This window comes from Rummeliibacillus suwonensis (assembly GCF_007896435.1).
GTDB lineage: Bacteria > Bacillota > Bacilli > Bacillales_A > Planococcaceae > Rummeliibacillus > Rummeliibacillus suwonensis.
Genome location: NZ_VCBL01000003.1, coordinates 47539 through 72286, shown reverse-complemented (window position 1 = coordinate 72286; position 24748 = coordinate 47539). Strand labels below are relative to the sequence as shown.

Genomic DNA, 24748 nt, shown 5'->3' with positions numbered 1-24748 from the left:
CCGTCAGACACTTTCGTCGTGTCCTGATTCAAACAGACTTATTGTAACAACGAAAACAAAGCAAGTCAATAAGAAATAGTAAAAAACACGAACATATCATATACGTCAGTCACCAATGTTCGTGTTTTTTATTTAATAGCCTCCTGCTGGTGCTTCAGCAGTCCAATCAACGCTAACAAATTTATTGAATTCTTTTTTAAATGCTAATTTGACCGTATCTGTTGGGCCGTTACGTTGTTTAGCCACAATAATTTCAATGGTATTCGCATCTTCTGTTTCTTTATCGTAATAATCTTCACGATATAAGAATGCCACGATATCGGCATCTTGCTCGATACTCCCAGATTCACGAAGATCACTCATCATCGGACGTTTATCTTGGCGCTGTTCAACACCACGAGATAATTGAGATAGCGCAATGACTGGAACTTCTAATTCACGAGCTAAAGCTTTAAGTGAACGTGAAATTTCTGATACTTCTTGTTGTCTATTTTGACCTGCTAAACCGCTTCCCTGTATTAGCTGAAGATAATCGATTAAGATCATTCCTAAACCATGTTCTTGCTTTAATCGCCGACACTTTGCACGAATTTCACTAACCCGAATACCCGCAGAATCATCAATATAAATGCCCGCACGAGAAAGGGTACCCGTTGCCATTGTTAGTTTACGCCAATCTTCTGAATTTAAAGCACCTGTACGTAAAACTTGCGCATCGATGTTCCCTTCTGCACAAAGCATACGCATAACAAGCTGTTCTGCACCCATTTCGAGCGAGAAAATAGCTACATTTTCATCCGTTTGGGTACCAACTGCCTGTGCAACATTTAATGCAAAGGCCGTTTTCCCAACGGATGGTCTGGCAGCAACAATGATTAAATCCCCTCGTTGAAAGCCAGCTGTTAAACGATCCAAGTCACGGAATCCTGTCGGAATACCAGTTATATCACCCTTGCGATTTTGCAAATGCTCTACATTTGCATATGTCTCAACAAGAACATCTTTTACATGCTTAAAGTCACCGGCATTTTTACGATTCGCCACTTCCATTACTCTACTCTCAGCTTCAGAGAGTAAAGTATCTACCTCATCCTCACGCGTATAGCCATCTTCTACTATTTTTGTAGCTACTCGAATCAAGCGTCGTAGCAATGCTTTTTCAGATACAATTTGAGCATAATGCCCAACATTCGCAGCTGTTGGTACAGCATTGGCAATTTCAGTAATATAGGAAATGCCACCGACGTCCTCTAATTCGTTATGTGATGATAATTCTTCTGTAACGGTAATGACATCAATGGCTTTCCCCTGATCACTCAAACGTAACATTGTTTGGAAAATCTTCTGATGAGCAGAACGATAAAAATCTTCAGGAATTAAAATTTCAGAAGCTGTGATCAAAGCCTGTGGTTCAAGAAATATTGCCCCAATGACTGCTTGTTCAGCTTCTTGGTTGTGAGGCGGAACGCGGTCCAATTGTGGATCGTTCATAAATGTCTCTCCTTACTCTTGCTCTGCAACGTGTACTGACAATATAGCCGTTACTTCATGATGAAGTTTTACAGGTACTTTCGTGACGCCTAAAGTACGTATCGCTTCTTTAAGTTCCATCTTACGTTTATCGATTTTAATACCATGGTCTTTTTGTAATTGCTCCACAATTTGTTTTGCCGTAATCGACCCAAATAGACGACCATCTTTACCGGGTTTTGCTGTTAACTCCACTGTCAAACCTTCTAAAGTTTGCTTTAATGCTTTCGCATCTTCTAATTCTTGCGCAGCATTTGCAGCGGCACGTTTATTTTGAGCTTTTAATTTTGCTAATTCAGCAGGTGTTGCTTCAACAGCACTTTTTTGCTTTAGTAATACATTACGTGCAAAGCCGTCTGAAACTTCTTTCGTTTCACCTTTTTTACCTTGCCCTTTAACATCTTTTAGGAAAATGACTTTCATACTTCCGTACTCCCTTCTAATACATCATCTATTGCTACCTTTAGTTTTTTGATGGCTTCATCGATTGTTTGTACTTCTAATTGACATGCAGCGTTTGTTAAATGCCCGCCACCGCCTAATTCCTCCATCACAAGTTGAACATTAATCTCACCTAAGGATCGTGCACTAATGCCAATTGTCCCATCATTCCGATGGGCAACTACGAAAGAGGCAGATATATCTTTCATCGTTAATAAAATATCTGCTGTCTGAGCGATTAACACCGAATTATATATTTTATCACTATCACCTCTTGCAATAGCGATTCCACTATGAACAAATTCAGCGGTCTGAACAATCTTAGAACGCTCAATATACGTACCTATATCTTCTTTTAAAAGTCGTTGTACAAGTACCGTATCTGCTCCATTTGTCCGTAAATAAGAGGCAGCCTCAAAAGTCCTTGCACCTGTACGTAATGTGAAACTTTTCGTATCGACGATAATACCAGCTAGCAAAGCTGTCGCTTCCAACATAGTTATTTTATCATTTTTTGGTTGATATTCTAATAATTCTGTGACCAACTCAGCTGTTGAAGAAGCATAAGGCTCCATATAAACAAGCATGGGATTTTTAACAAATTCCTCTCCTCGGCGATGATGGTCGATGACGACGACTTTATCAGATTTATTTAACAATCTTGCCTCTATAGTCAAACTTGGTTTATGTGTATCCACAATCACTAATAATGACTTATCTGTTATTTTATCCAGTGCTTCTTCTGGCGTGATAAAGCGATCATATAAATCAGATTTTTCCTTCACAACCTGCATTAAACGATTGATACTATTATCAATATTATCAAAGTCGACCACTACATAACCGTCAATATCATTCATATCGGCCATCTTACGAACACCGATAGCTGCACCGATAGCATCCATATCAGGCATTTTATGGCCCATTACAAAGATTTGATCACTATCCTGTATTAAATCCCTTAGTGCATGCGAAATAACACGTGCACGTACTCTTGTGCGTTTCTCAACAGGATTTGTTTTCCCACCATAGAATTTTACCTTTCCATTTGGTTGCTTGATCGCTACTTGGTCACCCCCACGACCCAGTACTAAATCTAAGCTAGATTGTGCGAGTTCCCCCAATTCTAATAGGGACTGTGAACCCGCTCCAACGCCAATACTTAATGTTAAAGATAATTTTTGCTGTGCCGTGATTTCACGAATATCATCTAGAATAGCAAATCTTTTCTTTTCTAATTCTTGTAAAATGGATTCATTCATAACCGCTATAAATCGATCGGAGTCTACGCGTTTCAGATAAATCCCATTGGTGATACTCCAATTATTTACAAGGGAAGTCACAAGGGAATTCGTTTGGCTACGTGTTTGATCATCCATACCTTGAGTAATCTCATCATAGTTATCAACAAACAGAATAGCGATTACTGTACGATCATCATAGTAAAGTGCTTCCATTTCTACTTGTTCTGTAATATCAAAGAAATAAAGAAGTTTTTCCTCCGGTTTATAAAACGCATGGTACTTACGATCTTTTAATGTAATATTAAGTTCATTTGACTCCTCATGTTTGATCAGGTTATACAAGTCGTCGGATAAAGAAAAAACTTCTTCACCAATCAATGAATCTTTTCCCAATATTCGTAGCATGTAGGGATTCGTCCACTCAATTTGAAACTGATCATTGATTAATACAATCCCGATCGGCATTTCAAGTAATGCTTCTTCTCCTACTTTTTTTAGACGGTAGGATAACATTTCAATATGTTTCTCCGTCTCTTTATAGGTGTCGGACTCAGCCTTCCAAGTAAGAACTAATATTAATATTAGAACGATTCCATACACAATTCCTGTCAATAGATTCCACATTACACATATGATAATACCTGCTATTCCGAGCAATGACAGGATGAAAAGAGGATATCGTATTGGTCGTTTTCTAAAAAGAGTACCCATAAATCTCAACTCCTTATTTTCTCGTCATGCTACTAATAAGCCCGCGGATATTAAAACCTAAATCTGTAATCCCCAGTAAAATAACAAATGAGCTTAGTGGAAAAGCTAAGATTGTACCAACATAGGCAGTCCATTTTGGCCATCCTTGCTGATACATGAAAAAGTGTATACATGAAATACCTTGTAACAGGAATAGCATACTTAAAAGAAAAGATAAATTTAATACAACTATATAAATAAATGATCCAACATCTGGCTTCATAAATAAAGTGATGATTAACACTGCAAGATAATACCATAAAATAGCGCGTGGCAATCGCAAATCTCTAAATGGCGCAAATTTTGGAACTTCTATACCCAAACGATGTAACAATGGCAAATTCACAGAAATAATAATAAACGTTAAAAAAAAGACTAGCGATGTTATAATCGTCGGCATGCCCATTTGTATAGTATCGATCATTGTATTCAATTGTTCAGCTGAGATTGGTGCCTGCCCTGTCATTGCCTTCGCGATCTCATTTGATTTCTCATAACTTTCGCGAATATTCATCGTCATTTCTTTCAAAATATCTATATTGAATAATTTAACAGAAACAATATACTCGATTGTAATAGAAATCAACACCACAAATGCTGTGGTCATCAATAAAAAGATTTTACTTTTCTTTGAACGTATTATATCACCAATAACAAATCCAATAACCGCAACCACAATAGCTAGAGGCAAAGTCATGATCCCACAAATCAAGGTTGACATGGCAACACTAACAATTGCGACTAATAGCGAGGAACTACGGCTATACTTTGCACTATACCAAGCAACTGGTAGAGAGATAAACCAAATGGTTACGATATTTAGCAGTGGTATATATGTAGAGATGGCTAATAATATCGTAAACAATGCGACCATCATAGCGCCATGCGTAATTCTTCTTGTCTGATTTTCCGGCATTTAAAACCTTCCTTTTCGTAAAGAAAATCTATTGTTTTATCTTACTATTGTACCATGTTTCATGATATCGAACAAAAGCTTGCGAGTATTAAATTAGACGATTATATGTGAATTATATGCCAATTATTCATTTAAAGGATATATTTTACAATTGAAATTATAAAGTGAAGTTTTGACATGGGGAGGATTTTTTCATTTTTAGTCTAACTGTTTGTTAGTTGAACTAATCCTGTTTTTTTACAGAGAGTGGATCGCCCACTTACTCGTTGCTTTTTGCTTGCATCTTGAAAACGGGAATCATACTATCTGTTACAGCAGTGGAGCAAGATAAAAAGACTAGCGCAAGACAGCCTTCTAGTAATCCTTTGGCTCCCAAGATTAAAATAGCAGCATCTCCAATTACTTTCAGACAGCAATCAAAGAAATAAAAAAACAAATAGAGAAAAACAGTTACTTTTCTCCACTTGCTATGTTTTAGAAACTTTCAGATGGCATTTTGCTTGATTGACTGTCACTCAAAATTTATTCGATTATCCTTTGGAAATGCCATCTATCTTCCAACTATTTCGTATGATTAGTTTTTGATCCTTTTTTTATTCTCTTTCATTTTCAATAGGCAGATCATTATAAGGATATTCGATAAAGTTAGCGATAAAATCCCAACCTTCCCCATCGAAACCAATCCAAAGGTAAAATTTTTCTTCTAATTGGTTCATCGAATAGTTGAAGATAAAGCGATACTGACCAACTTCATCATTTGGGGCAATTTCGATATATTTTTCGGAAGATAGTAAAACACTATCATTATTGTAAGCATCTAAATAAATCTTTTGAAAATGTTGAGCTAGATCTGCTTCGTTTTCTATTTTTGCTAGATGATGATAGTTTCCTTTACCTACTTTTTTCACTTCGGCTATTTCTGAGATATTAATATCAGTTGATCGATTAAGCACATGTACATATAGTGGATATCTATCTAATTTCCTTAAAAACTGTTGTAACAATACCTTATATGCCTCAATTAAATGTTCTTCACTAGGAGCAATAACAAAAGAAAATTCAACCTTTCCCCTTTTTCCATTTTTAAAAATATAGGAAAAATCGTCACCTATTAATAAATCACTTAAAGAAAACTCCATTTACCACACCACCTTATATTTTGAGGATGTCCTATGTACACACTTATTTTTAATAATTGTTTCGGCACCTGATTTCTAAAACTCAATCTCAAAACTTTGCAGAGACAATTAAGAATTCAAATCCTATTTTTTCCATTTTTTTTGAAACAACGGCTTTGTTGAGGATTAACGTAGCGTTAGTACAAAGAGGATAAATCCCTATCTGTGTCTATCTCAAGCACAACATAAATATTAAATTGACAAGTATTTTATTGGTTATTTTTAAAAAGCTTATTTCTTGAAAACTTTTAAAAATTACATAATAAATAATATAATTTTTAAAAATATTGAATTTTTCTCCATAAAATAGTAAAATAATACAAACATATTAAAATTATATATAATATGTTTATTTTAAAAAATAGGAGGATAAAAATATGAAAAAAAATGGTTTCAAAAAGATTTTTATTACTTTTCTAGTAGTACCATTATTTACTTTAGCTATACTACCTAGTTTTGCTAACGCACAAGAAGAAAAGAAAATCAACTTTGAGAAAAGAAATTACTCCCAAGATCAAATTTCCGATGAAAAACTAATGGAAATGGCAAAAAAAGGACAGACCATTAACACCCATGATACAAAAACAAACTTCCAAGATGGAGATATCTCTGTAACTGGTGTAAAGAAAATTCTTTCAGAGGATTTCGAAAATGGGGAACTTGTTAAACAAGAAGTAATGTCTTTACAAGAGATTGAAGTTAATGAAAAAGCACTAGACACACTAGATGAAAATTCGCTAAAAGAAATAGTTTATAATCCTGTAACTCCAAATACAACAGTATTAAAGTCTGTTACAACTGCCCCCAATACTGAATCAAATATTGCCGTTGCGGGAAATCCTACTGGCTCTAAAAGTCAAACAATTAATTCCGGTTCATATACAGTTAAAATGACTGTTAAAATGAATTATGAAATTTATATTAAAAATAACGTAAACCATTACAAAATAACAAGTGCGACTTATACGCCAACAATTCTTGATTCAAAATTCACTTTAACAGGTATTAATTCCACTATAGGATATTCTGGCTCTGGTTACATTTATAATTCTTCCACTGGTAAATATACAGCAACTTCTTATAAGGCAGTATCAACATCGTACTCAAAAACAAATCCTTCAAGTGGATCAACTTATTCAAAAAGTACAGGATTCACAATTTATGTACTTGTTTCTGATTATTCTGGTGGCGGTGTAAATTCATCATTGTCGTATAAAAGAATATCTGATGGTGCAACATATAAGTTAACGTTGCCACTATTATCATTATAATTCTTTAGGTAAAAATGCTTGTAACTCATGAGTACAAGCATTTTTAGTATTACTTAAATTCTAACTCACATTCTTCTGATCTATTATCCCACTTAATTTTAAATGGAATTTTTGTTTGTTTGTTAATAGAATCGACATTAATCTGCCCTGTATCTTTATATACGATAGATTTATCTGTAGGTAATCCATTCGGTCTTGTTTCAGAACGTTTTATTTCTGTTTGCCCATATTGAAAACTGTAATCTATTTGATGTACATTCTTTAGATCATCTAGATTGCCTTTGTATTCAATCCTTAATACATAATCTGCATTATTTGAATCTTTTGAAGTTTTATTCACTATTGTAGCTTTCCAGTTTTCCGATTCTCCAGTATAAGTTATTCCTTTGTTGTTAGAATCGTTATTTGAACAACTTACTAACATAATTAACAATATTGAAGTAAGTAATAATATGAATATTTTTTTCATAGTTTTCCCCTCCTCCTTTTATTGTTACATTTTTACACAAAAAATAAAAAAAGTAAATATAAATATTTTTATTTTCAAAAAATATATGAGTTTATTTTTTATTACATTACTTTACAGATATTGTATCTTAAATAATAAGAAGCCCCCAATTGAATCTCTTATAACTACTAATAAAAGACCAGCATAAAATTCTAGTACATGGCTTTTAAAATCAGAAAATGTAGCCAGTAAAGCCTGTCTAATATCGTCTTTGATCTTTCTGACTACGCATTTTAAAAATGTCTAATATTTAACCTTCTAGGAAAATTAGATTCCTGTGAATATGCAACGTAAACACATTTACCCTAGTAAGTAAATTTCGCGAAATTGTTGTCTTAAATAATTAAACTAAAAATAAGTATTGGAATTCCTAAATATAATAGTGAAGTAAAGCCTGTAAATGGATCTATCAAATATTCAATAACAGCAGAAATTTTTTCTTTCATACTTTTTTCATATTTTAAATCAGAGAGTAAATACATTATTGAAAATAGACAGAGTATTATGCCTAAGACAATCAAAATATATTCCATATTACACCTCTCCATACTTTATTGTCTTTCTTAATACTTTTAAATGTTTTCTAATTATCGTATTCATAGCTCGTCACTTAATCTTCATCTGCTTATTAAGAAATTGTATGAATTTTTCTTGCTGATTCTGTCGTTTGATCAATTGATTAACCCTTAAATTGTTTGATAAATATTTTCGTACATTTCGATTTTCAAAAAATAAATGTCGATATTTTTCTGATTCATAGATCTCTTTAAACCAGTCAATTTGTGATAATTTTTTTATATTCGCATCAATTTTTTTTGAGTTTAAACTTTTATCGCCGACAAATGGAAATACAGGACTTACTATTGACACGATACTTATTAAGACAGTGCTTACTATCAATATAATACGATTCCAAATATATTCCATATAGCATCTCCTAATAAAAATCTATTATTATCTCCTTAAGTATCTTTTCAAAGCTCTTTTACCACCATAGCGATAAATACTTTTTACATTTTCTTACCAAAATTACTGAAATGGCAATCGTAAAAACAAGCATACTATTTATTAATAAATAGTATGCTAGCTGCAAACCATAAAATATTGCAAAATCATCTTGGATAATAAAGAGCGCTAATACAATTCCTATTGAACCAAATAAAACCGCTAGTAATAATATTATAAAAGCAGCAAAATATAGATTTTTCTTTTTTATATAGGATATAAATCCAATAATATTTACACTAACAATAGCGTGTTGATTTTACAAAAATTAATGGCGTTTGTTTGGCATAATTTTTGAAAAACCCCGTATTTTTAGAACCATTTATATAGATTGGAGAGGAGGCTTGCTCGAGTCCTCGAAAATGCATGCACATTTCCTTCGTGCGGTGTTGATTCGATGAAGCAAATTCAATGTCCCGAGGGAAAAGCGAATAGATTAGACCCCGCAACGTAGCGAGGAGGCTCAACATTCGTCCGCAAGAAAGCGGGCAAGCCGTAGCGGAAATCAGTGAATTATCTAAATTCGAATGTAAAATTGGATAATCAACATGCCTGTTAGTATATTTTATGCTTATTTTTCAATATTGAAATCCATATTGGGACACCTAAGTATTATGAAGAAAATCTTCTATTACTTTTATTGAAAAATTAGGCTTTATTGTAATTTCAATTTTTGAGTAGAAACGATCATCTTCTTTATTTGCATAAACTGTAAATTTTGCGCATTTCCCCTTATCTGAATTAATTTCCATTTTATAAACAGTTATAAAGCGTAAATCAACAAAATCTATTTTCTCATTTTTAAATTGTACTTTTATAGAAAACTCGTCCATGCTAGGAAAAAACTTTATTATATAATGTAAATCCTCAACATAAAATTCATAAATATTCTCTCGATAATAGAAAGGCAGCGCCTCCTCCTTAGTACTTGGCTCAGTATTAAACAGGCTCATCCATTCTAACTCATTAGGAATCAAATTCATTTTTGCCACCTCTAACATAAATGTATTTACTTTTTTATTGCACTTAAAGGTCTCGTTGCATTTTTTGAGTATTTGTTTTATCGTACAATACCTCTAAATTATATTTTCTTTTTAAATTTATTAAAAATAAATTTGCCAAATTTTAATACCATGGTCCAACTCGTAATGCAAGCTGCCCTCTTTCTCCATTCAGATCCACATGCATATTATTTTGGCGGTAATACTCCCACCTCAAAATTCAGCGAAAGGAAAGAATTTAGGTGGGAGATAAATTGCCGCATGCGCCCGATTGGTTCAACTAATAATTAGTGGGGAATGAAGAAAACCCCCACTGGTTAAAGTTTCACTTTATGATATTTAATATATAATATTAGACTACCAATAATAAATTGAATGATTGTTACTAAATATAGTAAAGTCGAAATCCCAGCTGAAATAGCATCTTCTGAATATGGCATGCCATTTTTAAATGTAATACCTAAACCATAGAAATAAAGGTATAAACCTAAACCGTTCGCTATAAAAATCATGATACTATTTTGCCAAAAGTAAGCATTATTTCTTTCTGCTTCGATTGTATAGTTTAGCCAAAATAATATTGCTGGTGTAAATAAAATCAATATTAATTCTAATCTTACTAATTCTGTAGTATCCGTTATTTTAGAATAAGTGATCATTAATAAATGAATTAAAAGTAACGGTAATATATTGATTAAGAATAATTTGATTAATTTCATACAACATTCACTTCCTCCTTATCGAAAGTTTATCGTTTATATTTTGAATTACCAAATAAATAAGCATTACCTTGAAATGGCTGTACCTATGGCGGAACCTATAGTAATGCTAATAAACATAAAGAAAAAACCCATTGAGTCCCAACCATTTATGGTGAAATAGCTTACAACAGCAATTACAAGAGATGCCCTATTAATAAGGCACTTGGCATCCAATACTAAAACAACAATCCATCCAACATAAAAAAGACACAACAAAGGTTGGTTGAACCTTGTTGTGTCTTTTATTTAGATGTATTATTTATCTTCTGCAGTGAATGGTAGTAAAGCCATTACACGAGCCTTTTTAATAGCTAATGTAAGTTTACGTTGGTATTTAGCGCTTGTACCAGTCACACGGCGTGGAAGAATTTTTCCGCGTTCAGAGATGAATTTTTTTAATAAATCAACATCTTTGTAATCGATATGTTTAATGTTGTTAGCAGTGAAATAGCAAACTTTACGGCGTTTGCGACCTCCTCTACGTGGTGCCATTGTATAGTTTCCCTCCTTTATCAAATGAATGATTCATATATAACGTGCAATAAGCCATTTACTTAGAATGGTAAATCATCTTCTGTTACGTCGACTTTGCCATTGCTACTATTGTTGTTGATCGGTGCAAACGGATCTTCATCTACACGTGTATAATTTTGCTGACTAGGTGGTTGATTCTGTTGATAAGATGACTGTTGATAATTTCCCTGTTGTGGAGCACCACCATATGGCTGATTGCCACCACTATATGATGGTTGGCCTTGTTGGCGATCTCCAGTAGCACTACGTGGTTCTAAGAATTGAACACTGTCTGCTACAACTTCAGTTGTGTAAACGCGTTTACCATCTTGCCCTTCAAAACTGCCTGTTTGGATACGACCTTCAACACCCGCAAGACTTCCTTTACGCAAGAAGTTTGCTGTGTTTTCAGCCTGTTTACGCCAAACAACGCAGTTGATAAAGTCCGCTTGTCTTTCACCTTGTTGGTTAGCAAACGTTCTATTTACAGCAAGTGTAAAACGAGCAACAGCAACGCCACTTGGTGTGTAGCGAAGTTCTGGGTCTTTTGTCAATCTTCCAACTAGTACGACACGGTTAATCATCAGAATGCAACCTCCTTTTCTGCATTTTATTCAAATTCAAATTAGTTTTCTTCACGAACTGCAATATGACGAATAATATCTTCGCTAATATTTGCAAGACGCGTATATTCATCGATAGCTTTTGAATCAGCGTTAGCTTTTACGATTTGGTAGATACCTTCGCGGAAGTCATTGATTTCATAAGCTAGGCGGCGTTTGCCCCATTCTTTTGATTCGATGATTTCAGCACCGTTAGAAGTTAAGATTTCGTTGAAACGTTCAACTAAAGCTTTTTTAGCATCTTCTTCGATGTTTGGACGAATAATATACATTAATTCGTATGCTCTCATTAGTATAAGCACCTCCTTATGGACTTTGGCCAAAAGTTCAAAACAATCGGCAAGGAGTTAGTAATTGTTACCACTCACATCAACATATTTTAACATAGTACAAAATATTACGCAACTAACTTTGCTAGGCAAGAAAGAGTTCATTCCTTATACTAAAAATGAGGTGATCAAATGAGAAATTCTTCTGAACCAATTGATACGATTGAATTGGATCTTCCCAAAATGGCATGGCAGAACTTATTTTGGACGATATTTTTAATGATTACGTTCTTTTTGGTAAATGGATTCGTTCATCATCATTTTACTTTTCATATAACTTTTTTGAGCTGCCTACTCTTTATCGTTATATATATTGTACTCATTATTTCACATGAAATTTGTCATCTACTTGGTTTTATCCTTTTTGGAAAGGTACCACTTAGCAGTTTAAAATATGGAGTCAATTTCAAAATGGGGGTTGCCTATGCTACGACGACGAAATTATTATCCGTTAAAGCTATGAAAAGGGCATTATTACTTCCTTTTTGGCTAACAGGTGTCATTCCAGCTGCGATTGGTTTTATGGTCAACAGCAATTTGTGGCTCTTTTTAGGCGCATGGCTAATTGCTGGAGCCATTGGGGATTTTATGATGTATACCCAACTTCAAAAATATCCAAAAAATTATTTGGTTAAGGATGATCCACATTGTCCTAAATTATATATTTACATAAATGAATAGCTGGATTAACTATCCTAATTTTTCTATAAAAGATACTTTAAAAGTGAGAAACCACCTATTCATGCAACGAAAAAACAAGAGCACAGAATGACTGATTTTCAGCATCCGTACTCTTGGCATTCGCATATTCTATTGCTGGGCTCTGTAATAAGATATGATTATTTTTCAACCCTATACATTAAAACGGAATAACATAATATCGCCGTCTTGTACAACATAGTCTTTGCCCTCAAGACGCACACGGCCTGCTTCTTTGGCAGCATTCATAGAGCCGTATTCCATCAAATCATCATAAGAAACTGTTTCTGCACGGATAAAACCACGTTCAAAATCAGAGTGGATAATCCCTGCACATTGTGGTGCTTTCATGCCCTTTCGGAACGTCCAAGCTCTTACTTCTTGCACACCTGCTGTGAAGTATGTAGCTAATCCAAGTAAACTATAAGATGCACGGATTAGTTGATCAAGACCCGATTCTTCAATGCCTAGTTCTTCTAGGAACATTGCTTTCTCATCATCTTCAAGAACAGCAATTTCTTCTTCTATTTTGGCACAAATAACAATTACCTCTGCACCTTCAGCAGCTGCATATTCGCGAACAGCTCGTACATATTTGTTGTTATTCGCATCCGCTACTTCATCTTCAGAAACATTGGCAACATATAGCATTGGCTTGATAGTTAATAAATTCAAACCCTTAATCACTTTTCGTTCATCATCAGATAATTCTACAGAACGAGCGGGTTTTTCAGCCGCAAATGCTTCTTTGATTTTTGCTAAAATGGGTGCTTCCACCATAGCTTCTTTATCTTTTTGGCGAGCTAATTTTTCCACTTTCGCATAGCGTTTATCTACCGTTTCTAAGTCAGCGAGAATCAGTTCTAAATTGATGACTTCAATATCACTGATGGGATCTACTTTACCAGCAACATGCGTGATATTTTCATCTTCAAAGCAACGTACTACTTGAGTAATCGCATCTACTTCTCGAATATGTGCTAAGAATTTATTGCCTAAGCCTTCCCCTTTGCTAGCTCCCTTGACGATACCAGCGATGTCTGTAAATTCAAATGCGGTTGGAACCGTTTTTTTTGGTTGTACTAATTCAGTTAATTTATCTAAACGTGCATCTGGAACTTCTACAATTCCTACATTAGGATCAATTGTTGCAAATGGATAGTTCGCTGCAAGTGCTCCCGCTTTCGTAATTGCGTTAAACAATGTTGATTTACCGACATTCGGTAAACCTACGATACCGGCTGTTAAAGCCATTCTTTCCACAACCTTTCAACAAAATAAGTGCTATTTCAATTATTAATTATTCAACTTGTTCATTATAGATATTTGCTAAATAAAAGTCTATTCTTCGGATGGATTGGCAAATATCAATACTTTCTTCATTTTCTTTTCAAACTCTCTTCGTGGGATCATCACACTATGTTGACATCCTTCACATTTAATACGAATATCTGCACCCATACGAATAATTTTCCATTTATTCGTCCCGCATGGATGTTGTTTTTTCATCTCAACTATATCACCAAGTCCATATCTTTTCGCTTCCATCTTTACTCTCCTTCTTCAATTTTTTGATCATTATTGCGTTCATAAACCATCATTTTTGGATAAGGGATTTCAATGCCATTGCGATCAAAAATATCTTTGACATCCCGGCGAATCATTCGTGAAATAGCAAAATGCTGCATTGGCAATGTTTCAACAGAAATTCTTAATGTCACTTCCGCTCCCACGACATTTTGTACACCCAGTAATGTTGGTTCTGAAACAATTTCTTCATGCTTAGCTGGTAGCGTTTTTAAGTATTGCTCGATTAGTTTTTCAGCTTTTGTGATATCCGAATTATAGGCCACACTGACATCTATGATCGCAATCGAGTTATTGATGGAATAATTGACAACCTCTGTAATAGAACCGTTTGGAATAATATTGATCTCTCCAGACATTCCTTTAATCTTAGTTGTACGCAAACCGATTTCCATCACTGTTCCCTCAGTTGACGTAATTTTAATGTAATCACCTACACCAAATTGATCCTCAAAAATAATGAAAAAGCCAGTAATGATATCCTTTACTAAACTTTGTGCACCAAACCCAACAGCCAAACCAACAATTCCAGCACCAGCTAATAATCCTGCAACTTTAATGTTCATGACGGATAAAATGGCAATAATGGCCGAAAAGTACACGACGTAGCTAATCACGCTTTGCAACAATCTTAAAATTGTTCGATAGCGTCGTTCAGCAGTAGTATTTAAAGCAATTGGGCTTTTCATCCGGATATCGAAGAACTTTCGAATAGCTATCTTCGCAACGCGAACAATTATGATCGATAATAAGATAATCGTAATAATCTTCACTGTTGCAATTCCTATGGCATTCCAATTTTTCTCATCTGTCAATTCTTTCATAAAGTGATTATACATACTCTCAAATTTCACTTTTGCTACTCCTCTTGCATAAAAAATTTTTATCGGACGTATACTGCAGAAAAAGAAGAAGGTGAAGATCACTTGACACTTCCAATTTCTAATTCCGCTTTCTCATATGCATTACATTATAAGGACTCAGGTGCCATCTGGCGTTTAAGCTCATTCTTATTAGAGCATATACCATTTCATCATGAAAATCTTGTGTTTTGTTGTATTGGTTCTGATCGATCTACAGGAGATGCTTTAGGACCATTAACCGGCAGTTTATTGTCAAACTATGTTTCATTTCCCTATAAAATCATCGGATCCTTAGAGCAACCATTACATGCATTAAATTTAAAAGAAACAGTAGACTCTTTGCAAGAACACTCTACCAAACCATTTGTTGTAGCCATTGATGCTTGTTTAGGCGAACAGCAACGGATAGGTGAAATTCTTTTCCAGCCTGGGCCACTTTTACCAGGAAAGGCTGTAAAAAAAGAATTGCCACCAATCGGAGACGTTTCTATAAAAGGAATCGTCAATTTTGGTGGCTTTATGGAACATACCGTATTACAGACGACAAGATTAAATGTAACATATGAAATGAGCAATCGAATTGCACGTGCTGTCTATTTAGCTTTTCACCGCCATTCCCTAAAAAACATGCATCATCGTAACTACAATCGCAACAACTAAAATAGCTGGCAAGACATTGGCTACACGTATTTTGGTGATCCCCATCATATTTAATCCGATCGCTAAAATCATCACACCACCAGTTGCTGTCATTTGCTGAATAAAGGTATCCAGTAAAGCATCAGGAATTAGAATGCTTATTTGGTCTGCAAACAAAGCAATGGCTCCTTGATATACGAATACTGAAACTGCACCTAGTAGGACACCGATTCCTAAAGTTGAAGCTAAAAATATCGCAGTAAATCCATCGATGATCCCCTTTGTTATTAACACAGAATGATCATTTCGAAGACCACTATCAAGTGCACCAATAATCGCCATTGAACCAATAACAAAGATCAATGTGCTTGTGATAAATCCTTGGGCGATATCTCCGTTTTCGCCCTTGTTTCCTATTTTGTGTTCAATCCATTTGCCAAATCGATTCAACTGTAAGTCTAAGTCAATCCATTCACCAATAATGGTTCCAATGACGAGACTCACAATAATGACAATAAAATTATCGCTCGTAATTCCCATTTTGATACCGAGTACTGCGACAGCAAGCCCAATAATCTGCATAACTGTCTCTTTCATCTTGTCGGGGATTCCTTGTAAAAATCTACCGATAATAGATCCTACTGCAATAAGCAGCGCATTAATAATTGTTCCTAATAAAACCAAAAAAATCCTCTCAATCCTCTAGTAATTTTAATATGCGTTCTAAATCATCTTCAGAGAAAAATTCTATTTCTATTTTCCCCTTATTTTTTGATTTTTTTATCAAAACATTGGTACCAAAATAATCTCTTAATTGAGATTCTTTTTCCTCAATAAAAATATTCTTTTTCACTTTTTTCTTTGTTTCATGTGAAACATTGTCATTCAAGGAATGGACTAAATCCTCTAATTGACGGACATTCAGCTGCTGTTTCATCACTTTTTCTGCAACTAGTGGGATTTGTTTTTTATTTTTTAAGCCTAATAATGTTCTACCATGCCCCATAGTCAATTTTCCGTCATTTACAAGTTTTTGAACCTCTTTTGGTAATGTTAAAAGACGGACATGATTTGCAATATGAGGACGACTTTTACCAAGGCGCTTAGACAATTCCTCTTGTGTTAGATCTAAATGCTCCATTAAACTATGATAAGCTTCCGCTTCTTCTATTGGCGTTAAATCCTCACGTTGTAAATTTTCCAAAATAGCTAATTCCATCATTTTGGTATCATCAAAATCACGGATGACTGACGGGACTTCTGTTAAATGAGCTAATTTTGCCGCGCGAAAACGTCTCTCTCCTACAACGATTTCATATTTGGAACCTTTTTTGCGTAATATAATAGGTTGTAAGATCCCGTGCTCTTTGATAGATTGAGCCAACTCCTGTAAAGCCTCTTCGTCAAAAACTTTACGTGGTTGGAACGGATTTGCTCGAATATCACGAATAGCTGTTTGGACTACTTGATCACTTTCTAATAATCCTTGATCTTGAAAAAGTGCACCTAATCCCTTTCCCAATGCCTTAGTCATTTTTAATCACCTCTCTCGCTAATTCTAAATAGACTTCAGCACCACGGGATTTACTATCATAAAGAATGATCGGCTCTCCATGACTTGGTGCTTCACTTAAACGGACATTTCTTGGAATAATAGTTTTATACACTTTATCTTGAAAATACTTTTTCACTTCATCTATTACTTGTAATCCTAGATTTGTACGTGCATCTAACATCGTCAACAATACACCATCGATCCTTAACTGATTATTTAAATGTTTTTGTACAAGACGAATGGTTGATAACAATTGGCTTAAACCTTCTAATGCGTAATATTCGCATTGTACAGGAATTAAAACAGCATCCGCAGCCGTTAAGGCATTAATCGTTAGCAAGCCTAATGATGGAGGACAATCAATAATAATAAAATCGTATTCTTTTTTTATATCGTCAATAGCATGTTTTAAGCGGACTTCTCTAGAAAGTGTTGATACTAATTCGATTTCTGCCCCAGCCAGTGCAATTGTTGCTGGTACAGTATATAAATTTTCAACTTTTGTTTTACAGATAGCATTTTGAATGGGTTCATCATCAATCAGTACATCGTATATACATTTTTCAACTTCTCCCTTATTGATGCCAACACCACTTGTGGAATTTCCTTGTGGATCCGTATCAATCAATAATACTTTTTTCCCTAATGCAGCAAGGCATGCGCTTAAATTAACAGATGTTGTCGTCTTCCCAACGCCGCCTTTTTGGTTTGCAATTGCTATTGTTTTTTCCATGGTGCACCTGCTTTCAGAAACATTTTCATCAAAACATATAACATGCCTTTTTATACATTCTATCAAAAAAATGATTTCTCGGCTCCATTAAGCTAGATGAAATAAAGCGAAACTTCACACAATAGAGATTTTTTCAGCCTCTTACTTTGTATGAGCTAAAACAATCAGTCCTGTGCAAATAGTTGATACTCCACCGTTCTACATGCTTTTTACTAGGGTTCTACAGTGAGAAATGAATATCTGTTAATGCTGAATAAAAGAAAAACTCTTATTCTAAATTTCTATTAGAGTAAGAGTTTTAAAAAATAATTTTATGCTTTCTTTTTGGGGATCTTCACAGTAATTTGGTAGAATTCTTCATGCTCTTCTTCTTCTGTTTCTACATGAATCCCTGTTTTATTGACCATTGTGAGCGATTGGCGAATCGTATTAAGGGCTATTCGAATATCCCTACTGATCGCTTTACGATGAGGTTTTGCCTTTTTCGTTTTTTCTTCAGGATTTAATATTTCATTAATTCGCTGTTCCAACTGTCTGACGTTATAATCCTGTGCAACGATTTCATGTAATAATTTCAATTGTAGCTCTTCATCTTTTATCGGTACTAACGCACGTGCATGGCGCTCTGAAATTTCCCTTTTCAATATAGCTTGCTGAATTGCTTTGGGTAATTTTAAAAGACGTAGTTTATTGGCAATGGTAGATTGACCTTTTCCTAAACGTTGCGCAAGAGCCTCTTGTGTTAAATCATGTAATTCTAAAAGTTTCTGATAAGCTTGTGCTTCTTCAATAGAAGTAAGTTCTTCCCGTTGTAAATTTTCGATTAGTGCAACAGAAGCTGTTTCCTTATCATTCATTTTTCGGATAATTGCAGGCACTTCTGTCCAATTCAATGATTTCATCGCACGATATCGACGTTCACCCGCAATAATTTCATAATGATCTTCTTCTAATTGACGGACGACAATTGGTTGAATGACACCATGCGTATGAATCGTTCGTGCTAATTCTTCAATCTTCGAATCATCAAAAATTGTTCGTGGTTGGTAACGGTTTGGACTAATTTGCTCTATAGCAAGCTTCACAACCGACTCCGTATTCTCTACTTCACTTGTTGAGGTGTTTTCTACTTTCTCACCACTTCCAAACAAACGTGAAAAAGTATTTTTCATCCCTTGGCACCACCTTTAATGATATTTCTGTCTATACTCCAATTTTGTGCTAGTTGATTTTACTAGTTGCCTGTCGGAGATGAACGATCTATATCTATATATTTACTAACATTATACAAAAAGTAATTATGTTCATTTATCATTATAGTTTCTTTCGATAAAAAACGGTAGATTCCTTTTTTGTTTCATGTGAAACATGTATTAATGAATTGGTGATTTATTTGGTACTCCGGGCTTACGTGGATATTTTTTTGGCGTATTTTTTATTTTTTCAAAAATATAAATAGTACGTTCACTGTTTTCGATTGGAAGTGGAAATTCAAACTTTTCTACTAGTTTTGTACCGAGCGTTGCTATTGCTTTTTTAGCATCTCTTAGTTCTTCCTCACCACTTGCTGCTTTCATCGCTATGAAACTTCCACCTATTCTGACAAGTGGGATACATAATTCAGATAAAACAGATAATCTTGCAACCGCACGTGCCGTTACAATATCAAACTTTTCACGATTTGCTTCTATTCGCCCAAAATCTTCCGCACGTGAATGAATATAATTGACATTTTCTAAATGCAAAACTTTACTTAAATGATTTAAAAATTGAATACGCTTATTTAAAGAGTCAACAATCGTGATTTGCAAATGTGGAAAACAAATTTTAATAGGGATACTAGGGAACCCTGCACCTGCACCAATATCACATAATGACTGAACATTATTAAAATCAGTATAAAAAGCAGCACTGATAGAATCATAGAAATGCTTTAAATAAACCGACGGCTGATCAGTGATTGCTGTTAAATTCATCTTTTTATTCCATTCTACCAGTGTTTCAAAATAGCTATGGAATTGTTGAATTTGTTTTTCTGATAACTCAATCCCTCGTTCTTTTAAAGCTTGCACAAACTGTTCTTCGTTCATGGTATTCCCCTTCCATAAGTGCTACTGATATTTTTATATATCCCGCGTTAACGAGCAGTAAGACCCCCACTGATGGAAGCTTTACTTTATCCCGTGTGATCGCTCGTTTTACTTTTAAACCTTCGCAATTCTTCCATGTTCAATATACACTAGTAAAATTGAAATGTCAGCTGGATTAACACCTGAAATACGTGATGCTTGTGCCACGGATAATGGGCGAACTTCTTTTAATTTTTCTTTTGCTTCTGTTGCAATACCAGAAATGGCATCATAATCAATGTTTTCTGGGATTTTCTTATCTTCCATCTTCTTTAGTCTTTCAACTTGTTGGAGCGCTTTTTCAATATAGCCTTCGTATTTTACTTGAATTTCTACTTGCTCTCTCACTTCTGCATTTAATTCTACAGGTGAAGGTGTTAAAGAAGCTACTAAATTATAGTTAACTTCTGGACGTTTCAATAAATCGATTCCACGAACACCATCTTTTAATGGGCTGCTACCAACTGCTTGAATGGCGGCTTGTGTTTCTTCGTTTGGTTTTAGGATTATATTATGCAAACGAGCAATTTCTTCCTCTACTTGTGCTTTTTTCACAAGGAATTGATCATAGCGTTCTTTTGAGATCAAGCCTGCTCGATAAGCATGTTCGGTTAAACGCATATCGGCATTATCGTGACGTAATAATAAACGATATTCTGCACGAGATGTCAATAAACGATATGGTTCATTTGTCCCTTTGGTCACTAAATCGTCAATTAACACACCAATATAAGCATCAGCACGTCCAAGAATCATTTCTTCTTTTCCTAGAGCTTTTGCAGCAGCATTGATACCTGCCATTAATCCTTGACCAGCTGCTTCTTCATAGCCAGAAGTCCCATTGATTTGCCCAGCCGTATAAAGATTTTTAATCCGTTTTGTTTCAAGTGTCGGCCAAAGTTGCGTTGGAACAATGGCATCATATTCGATGGCATAACCGGCACGCATCATTTCAGCCTTTTCTAGCCCTGGAATGGTCTCAAGCATTTGACGTTGAATACGCTCTGGTAAACTGGTGGATAGACCTTGAACATATACTTCTTGTGTATTGCGACCTTCTGGTTCTAAGAATAGTTGATGTCGAGGTTTATCATTAAAACGCACAATTTTAGTTTCAATGGATGGACAATAACGCGGACCTGTACCCGTAATCACACCTGTATACATAGGTGATTGATCCAAGTTATCATTAATGATTTTGTGTGTTGCTGGACTTGTATAAGTCAACCAGCACGGAATTTGATCTGTGATAAATTCAGTCGTTTCATAACTGAAAGCTCGAGGTTCTGAATCCCCTGGTTGAATTTCTGTTTTGCTATAATCAATTGTTTTGCTATTGACACGAGGTGGAGTACCTGTTTTAAACCGAACCATATCGAAACCAAGTTCCCGCAAGTTATCGGCAAGTTTAATAGACGGTTGTTGGTTATTGGGACCACTTGAATATTTCAAATCTCCAATAATAATTTCTCCACGTAAAAAAGTGCCAGTTGTAATAACGACTGTACTTGCTCGGTAAATGGCGCCTGTTTGTGTGATAACTCCTTTTACTTGACCATCCTCTATGATCAATTCTTCAACCATCGCTTGATGGATAGCAAGATTTTCTTGATCCTCTAGCAATTTTTTCATCGCCCGTTGATACATAACTTTATCAGCTTGCGCACGTAATGCACGTACTGCTGGTCCTTTGCCCGTGTTTAACATACGCATTTGGATATTGGTTTTATCGATGATTTTTCCCATCGCACCGCCCATCGCATCAATTTCACGTACGACAATACCTTTCGCTGGTCCACCAACTGATGGATTACATGGCATAAAAGCAATCATATCTAAATTTATGGTTAATACTAATGTTTTGGCACCCATTCGTGCTGAGGCATATGCAGCTTCTACCCCTGCATGACCTGCTCCGATAACAACAACATCGAACGTGCCTGCTTCATAATTTGTTGGCATGCTCGTTACTTCCTTTCTCTATTTAAATTTATCTTTTCTTTCTAGATACTATCTATTTTCCTAAGCAGAATTGTGAAAATAACTGATTGATCAAACTATCTTGTACTGTATCACCGACAATTTCACCAAGGATTTCCCAAGTTCTTGTTACATCAATTTGAATCATATCGACAGGAACACCTGCATGTGCAGCGTCAATTGCATCGTTAATTCGATCAAGCGCTTGATGTAACAACGCAATATGGCGGGCATTTGAAACATATGTTAAATCTCCAGCTTCAACTGATCCTTCAAAGAATAATGAAGCGATGGCTTCTTCCAACTCATTTACCCCTTCTTCTTCCAATAAGGAAGTCGTTACTAGCTTGTGTGAACCAGCAAGTTCCTTCACACGGGGCAAATCAATTTTTTGAGGTAAATCTGTTTTATTGACAACAACGATATAATCCATATTTTGAATGGCTTCAAATAATCGCTCGTCTTCTTCCGTCAACTCATCGTTATAGTTTACAACAAGTAAGATTAAATCTGCCTCTTTCAAGACTTGTCGTGATCTTTCTACCCCGATCCGCTCCACAATATCTTCTGTTTCACGAATACCTGCTGTATCTACTAAACGAAGCGGGACACCACGAACATTGACGTATTCTTCAATAATATCACGCGTCGTGCCTGCTACATCTGTCACGATTGCTTTATTTTCTTGAACTAAACTATTTAATAATGAAGACTTTCCTACATTTGGTCTACCTAATATAACTGTAGATAAGCCTTCACGTAAAATTTTTCCTTGAGAAGATGTTTGTAAAAGTTTTTCAATTTCTTGTTTTACCCATGTAGATTTTTCTAACATCAAAGGAATCGTCATTTCTTCAACATCATCATATTCTGGATAATCTATATTTACTTCCACTTGCGCTAGCACTTCTATCAATGCCTGACGTAATTGATAGATCAAACGAGATAGTTTTCCATCCATTTGACCAAGAGCCATATTCATAGCTTTATCCGTTTTAGAACGAATTAAATCCATAACAGCTTCCGCTTGTGATAAATCAATACGCCCATTCAAAAATGCTCTTTTTGTAAATTCTCCAGGTTCAGCCATTCTTGCACCGTTTCGAAGCACTAATTGAAGCACACGATTCACTGACACAAGGCCACCATGGCAATTGATTTCTACTACATCCTCGCGAGTAAACGTTTTAGGACCTCTCATCATAGATACCATCACTTCTTCTACTACTTCACCTGTTTCTACCTCTTTTAAATGGCCATAGTGAATTGTATGGGATGGTTGTGTGGATAATTTTTTTTCACTTGGCGAATGAAAAATACGATCTGCTATTTCAATTGCTTGATCGCCACTTAATCGGACAATAGCAATTGCACCTTCTCCCATGGGTGTGGATATCGCTGCAATTGTATCGAATTCCATAGTTACTACCTCCTATATCAAAAGTTATCCACATGTGGATAACTGAGAACATCTAACTTTCTAAATTATTATAATACCATATAGCAAAAAAATGAGCCCTTCTCAGCTTTTGAGAAGGACTCTTTCACAATCCTTGATCGATTTATCTGCATTAATGAGCAGTATATTTCTCTTTATCGAATTGGTTCAATTACTAAATGACGTTTTAAATCTTCACCTTTTGAATAAGTTTCAACATCTACTCGATCTGCTAATATATGATGAATGATTTTACGTTCGTTCGCTGGCATTGGCTCCAGTTCTACTTTACGACCAGTATGAACTGCTTTATCTGCCATACGATTTGCTAACAATTCCAATGACTGTTGGCGTTTTTCACGATAATTTCCAACATCAAGTTTGACTAAAACAAAGCGTTTAATATACTGATGCGCAACTAATTGTGTTAATTGTTGAAGGGCGTTTAAAGTTTGACCACGCTTTCCAATCAGAAGAGCTGCCTTTTCACTAGATAGTTGAAAGTTTATATTTTTCCCCTTTTGCTCGACCTCTATTTCAAGATCTTGAACACCAAGTTGAAATGCGATATTTGTGATATACGTTTTAGCTTGCTTAATCGCTTCCGTATAATCAATCTTTTCAAATTCTTCCTGTTCTTCCCCATTTTCTATTTCATCTATTGCTAGAGATTCATCTAATGTAGAAATGGTACTAATTTTAGTGTCAACTATACTTTGACTTTGCTCTTCTTGCAAAATAGACGCTGATCCTAACGCTTCTTCAGGTTCTGTTTTAAATTCTTGTTCGGTACTTGGTTTTTCTACTTGTTTTTCGGTCACGCGAACTTGTGCTTTACGTGATCCAAAACCTAAAAAACCTTTTTTTGCTTCTTGAATAATTTCAACATCTACTTGTTTACGAGTAAGGTTAAGCTCATGTAAGGCTAGCAAAACTGCTTCCTCTACAGTTGCGCCTATTTGCGTAATCTGTTTCACTTTGGGCCCTCCTATCTTCGCAGGTTCTGTTGTTTTTTCAAAGCTTTCATAACAAGAGTCGATTCGTTGAGATCGATA

Annotated in this window: 27 protein-coding genes; 3 read left to right on the top strand and 24 right to left on the bottom strand. The window is 35.1% G+C overall.

Features of this window, described 5'->3' with window-relative positions:
• Positions 1-132: 132 nt before the first annotated feature.
• The 5 genes from dnaB to FEU33_RS15770 all read right to left on the bottom strand — a co-directional run bounded on the left by dnaB (position 133) and on the right by FEU33_RS15770 (position 6020).
• Positions 133-1491: a replicative DNA helicase gene (gene dnaB / locus FEU33_RS15790; protein WP_146550448.1), complete on the bottom strand. Its 1359-nt coding sequence runs from the start codon at positions 1489-1491 to the stop codon at positions 133-135.
• 12 nt (positions 1492-1503) lie between these two features.
• Positions 1504-1953 carry a 50S ribosomal protein L9 gene (gene rplI, locus FEU33_RS15785; protein ID WP_146550447.1) on the bottom strand — a complete coding sequence of 150 codons (450 nt, stop codon included), beginning with the start codon at positions 1951-1953 and terminating at the stop codon, positions 1504-1506.
• Positions 1950-3926 (bottom strand): DHH family phosphoesterase, encoded by a 1977-nt coding sequence (locus tag FEU33_RS15780; RefSeq protein WP_146550446.1) that lies wholly within the window; start codon positions 3924-3926, stop codon positions 1950-1952. The genes rplI and FEU33_RS15780 overlap by 4 nt, the downstream gene beginning before the upstream one ends.
• 13 nt (positions 3927-3939) lie before the next feature.
• Positions 3940-4881: a YybS family protein gene (locus FEU33_RS15775; RefSeq protein WP_146550445.1), complete on the bottom strand. Its 942-nt coding sequence runs from the start codon at positions 4879-4881 to the stop codon at positions 3940-3942.
• A 593-nt stretch (positions 4882-5474) separates the two neighbouring features.
• Positions 5475-6020: a hypothetical protein gene (locus FEU33_RS15770; RefSeq protein ID WP_146550444.1), complete on the bottom strand. Its 546-nt coding sequence runs from the start codon at positions 6018-6020 to the stop codon at positions 5475-5477.
• A gap of 416 nt (positions 6021-6436) precedes the next feature.
• Between FEU33_RS15770 and FEU33_RS15765 the strand changes: the two genes are divergently transcribed.
• The gene (locus FEU33_RS15765; RefSeq protein WP_146550443.1) at positions 6437-7330 is read left to right on the top strand and encodes a hypothetical protein; all 894 of its coding nucleotides are present in this window, start codon (positions 6437-6439) and stop codon (positions 7328-7330) included.
• A 49-nt stretch (positions 7331-7379) separates the two neighbouring features.
• Here FEU33_RS15765 and FEU33_RS15760 read toward each other — a convergent pair whose 3' ends face one another.
• The 8 genes from FEU33_RS15760 to rpsF form a co-directional block, all read right to left on the bottom strand.
• Positions 7380-7799 (bottom strand): hypothetical protein, encoded by a 420-nt coding sequence (locus tag FEU33_RS15760; RefSeq protein ID WP_146550442.1) that lies wholly within the window; start codon positions 7797-7799, stop codon positions 7380-7382.
• A gap of 374 nt (positions 7800-8173) precedes the next feature.
• Positions 8174-8371 (bottom strand): hypothetical protein, encoded by a 198-nt coding sequence (locus tag FEU33_RS15755; RefSeq protein WP_146550441.1) that lies wholly within the window; start codon positions 8369-8371, stop codon positions 8174-8176.
• Between the two features lie 73 nt (positions 8372-8444).
• Positions 8445-8765 (bottom strand): hypothetical protein, encoded by a 321-nt coding sequence (locus tag FEU33_RS15750; RefSeq protein WP_244951062.1) that lies wholly within the window; start codon positions 8763-8765, stop codon positions 8445-8447.
• A gap of 683 nt (positions 8766-9448) precedes the next feature.
• Positions 9449-9826, bottom strand: a complete 378-nt coding sequence (locus FEU33_RS15740; RefSeq protein WP_146550440.1) for a hypothetical protein — start codon at positions 9824-9826, stop codon at positions 9449-9451.
• A 335-nt stretch (positions 9827-10161) separates the two neighbouring features.
• Positions 10162-10563 carry a hypothetical protein gene (locus FEU33_RS15730; protein WP_146550438.1) on the bottom strand — a complete coding sequence of 134 codons (402 nt, stop codon included), beginning with the start codon at positions 10561-10563 and terminating at the stop codon, positions 10162-10164.
• Between the two features lie 297 nt (positions 10564-10860).
• Complete coding sequence (gene rpsR / locus FEU33_RS15725; protein WP_146550437.1) at positions 10861-11097, bottom strand: 30S ribosomal protein S18; 237 nt, start codon at positions 11095-11097, stop codon at positions 10861-10863.
• 62 nt (positions 11098-11159) lie between these two features.
• The gene (ssb, locus tag FEU33_RS15720; protein ID WP_146550436.1) at positions 11160-11702 is read right to left on the bottom strand and encodes a single-stranded DNA-binding protein; all 543 of its coding nucleotides are present in this window, start codon (positions 11700-11702) and stop codon (positions 11160-11162) included.
• Positions 11703-11743: 41 nt separating this feature from the next.
• On the bottom strand, positions 11744-12031 hold the full coding sequence (gene rpsF, locus FEU33_RS15715; protein WP_146550435.1) for a 30S ribosomal protein S6: 288 nt from the start codon (positions 12029-12031) through the stop codon (positions 11744-11746).
• 171 nt (positions 12032-12202) lie between these two features.
• On the opposite strand from rpsF, the gene FEU33_RS15710 reads away from it, so the two are divergent.
• Entirely contained in the window at positions 12203-12751 is a 549-nt protein-coding gene (locus tag FEU33_RS15710; RefSeq protein ID WP_146550434.1) for a DUF3267 domain-containing protein, read from the top strand.
• 171 nt (positions 12752-12922) lie between these two features.
• Here FEU33_RS15710 and ychF read toward each other — a convergent pair whose 3' ends face one another.
• The 3 genes from ychF to FEU33_RS15695 all read right to left on the bottom strand — a co-directional run bounded on the left by ychF (position 12923) and on the right by FEU33_RS15695 (position 15195).
• Positions 12923-14023, bottom strand: coding sequence for a redox-regulated ATPase YchF (gene ychF / locus FEU33_RS15705; RefSeq protein ID WP_146550433.1), 1101 nt, complete (start codon positions 14021-14023; stop codon positions 12923-12925).
• A gap of 87 nt (positions 14024-14110) precedes the next feature.
• Positions 14111-14317, bottom strand: a complete 207-nt coding sequence (locus FEU33_RS15700; protein WP_146550432.1) for a DUF951 domain-containing protein — start codon at positions 14315-14317, stop codon at positions 14111-14113.
• Positions 14318-14319: 2 nt separating this feature from the next.
• A complete protein-coding gene (locus tag FEU33_RS15695) occupies positions 14320-15195 on the bottom strand; it encodes a mechanosensitive ion channel family protein (RefSeq protein ID WP_146550590.1) in 876 nt (291 codons plus the stop codon).
• 87 nt (positions 15196-15282) lie between these two features.
• On the opposite strand from FEU33_RS15695, the gene yyaC reads away from it, so the two are divergent.
• Positions 15283-15879 (top strand): spore protease YyaC, encoded by a 597-nt coding sequence (yyaC, locus tag FEU33_RS15690; RefSeq protein WP_243881391.1) that lies wholly within the window; start codon positions 15283-15285, stop codon positions 15877-15879.
• On the opposite strand, the gene FEU33_RS15685 is transcribed toward yyaC, so the two are convergent.
• From FEU33_RS15685 to jag, 8 genes are all read right to left on the bottom strand, one after another.
• Entirely contained in the window at positions 15838-16542 is a 705-nt protein-coding gene (locus FEU33_RS15685; RefSeq protein WP_146550431.1) for a DUF554 domain-containing protein, read from the bottom strand. The genes yyaC and FEU33_RS15685 overlap by 42 nt on opposite strands.
• Before the next feature lie 10 nt (positions 16543-16552).
• Positions 16553-17392, bottom strand: coding sequence for a ParB/RepB/Spo0J family partition protein (locus FEU33_RS15680; protein WP_146550430.1), 840 nt, complete (start codon positions 17390-17392; stop codon positions 16553-16555).
• The gene (locus FEU33_RS15675; RefSeq protein ID WP_146550429.1) at positions 17385-18146 is read right to left on the bottom strand and encodes a ParA family protein; all 762 of its coding nucleotides are present in this window, start codon (positions 18144-18146) and stop codon (positions 17385-17387) included. The genes FEU33_RS15680 and FEU33_RS15675 overlap by 8 nt, the downstream gene beginning before the upstream one ends.
• Before the next feature lie 311 nt (positions 18147-18457).
• Positions 18458-19318, bottom strand: coding sequence for a nucleoid occlusion protein (gene noc, locus FEU33_RS15670; protein WP_146550428.1), 861 nt, complete (start codon positions 19316-19318; stop codon positions 18458-18460).
• A gap of 201 nt (positions 19319-19519) precedes the next feature.
• Positions 19520-20236, bottom strand: coding sequence for a 16S rRNA (guanine(527)-N(7))-methyltransferase RsmG (rsmG, locus tag FEU33_RS15665; RefSeq protein ID WP_146550427.1), 717 nt, complete (start codon positions 20234-20236; stop codon positions 19520-19522).
• Positions 20237-20350: 114 nt separating this feature from the next.
• Positions 20351-22237 (bottom strand): tRNA uridine-5-carboxymethylaminomethyl(34) synthesis enzyme MnmG, encoded by a 1887-nt coding sequence (gene mnmG / locus FEU33_RS15660; protein ID WP_146550426.1) that lies wholly within the window; start codon positions 22235-22237, stop codon positions 20351-20353.
• A 52-nt stretch (positions 22238-22289) separates the two neighbouring features.
• Positions 22290-23675, bottom strand: coding sequence for a tRNA uridine-5-carboxymethylaminomethyl(34) synthesis GTPase MnmE (gene mnmE / locus FEU33_RS15655; protein WP_146550425.1), 1386 nt, complete (start codon positions 23673-23675; stop codon positions 22290-22292).
• Between the two features lie 173 nt (positions 23676-23848).
• Entirely contained in the window at positions 23849-24670 is an 822-nt protein-coding gene (gene jag, locus FEU33_RS15650; RefSeq protein ID WP_146550424.1) for an RNA-binding cell elongation regulator Jag/EloR, read from the bottom strand.
• Between the last annotated feature and the right edge of the window lie 78 nt (positions 24671-24748).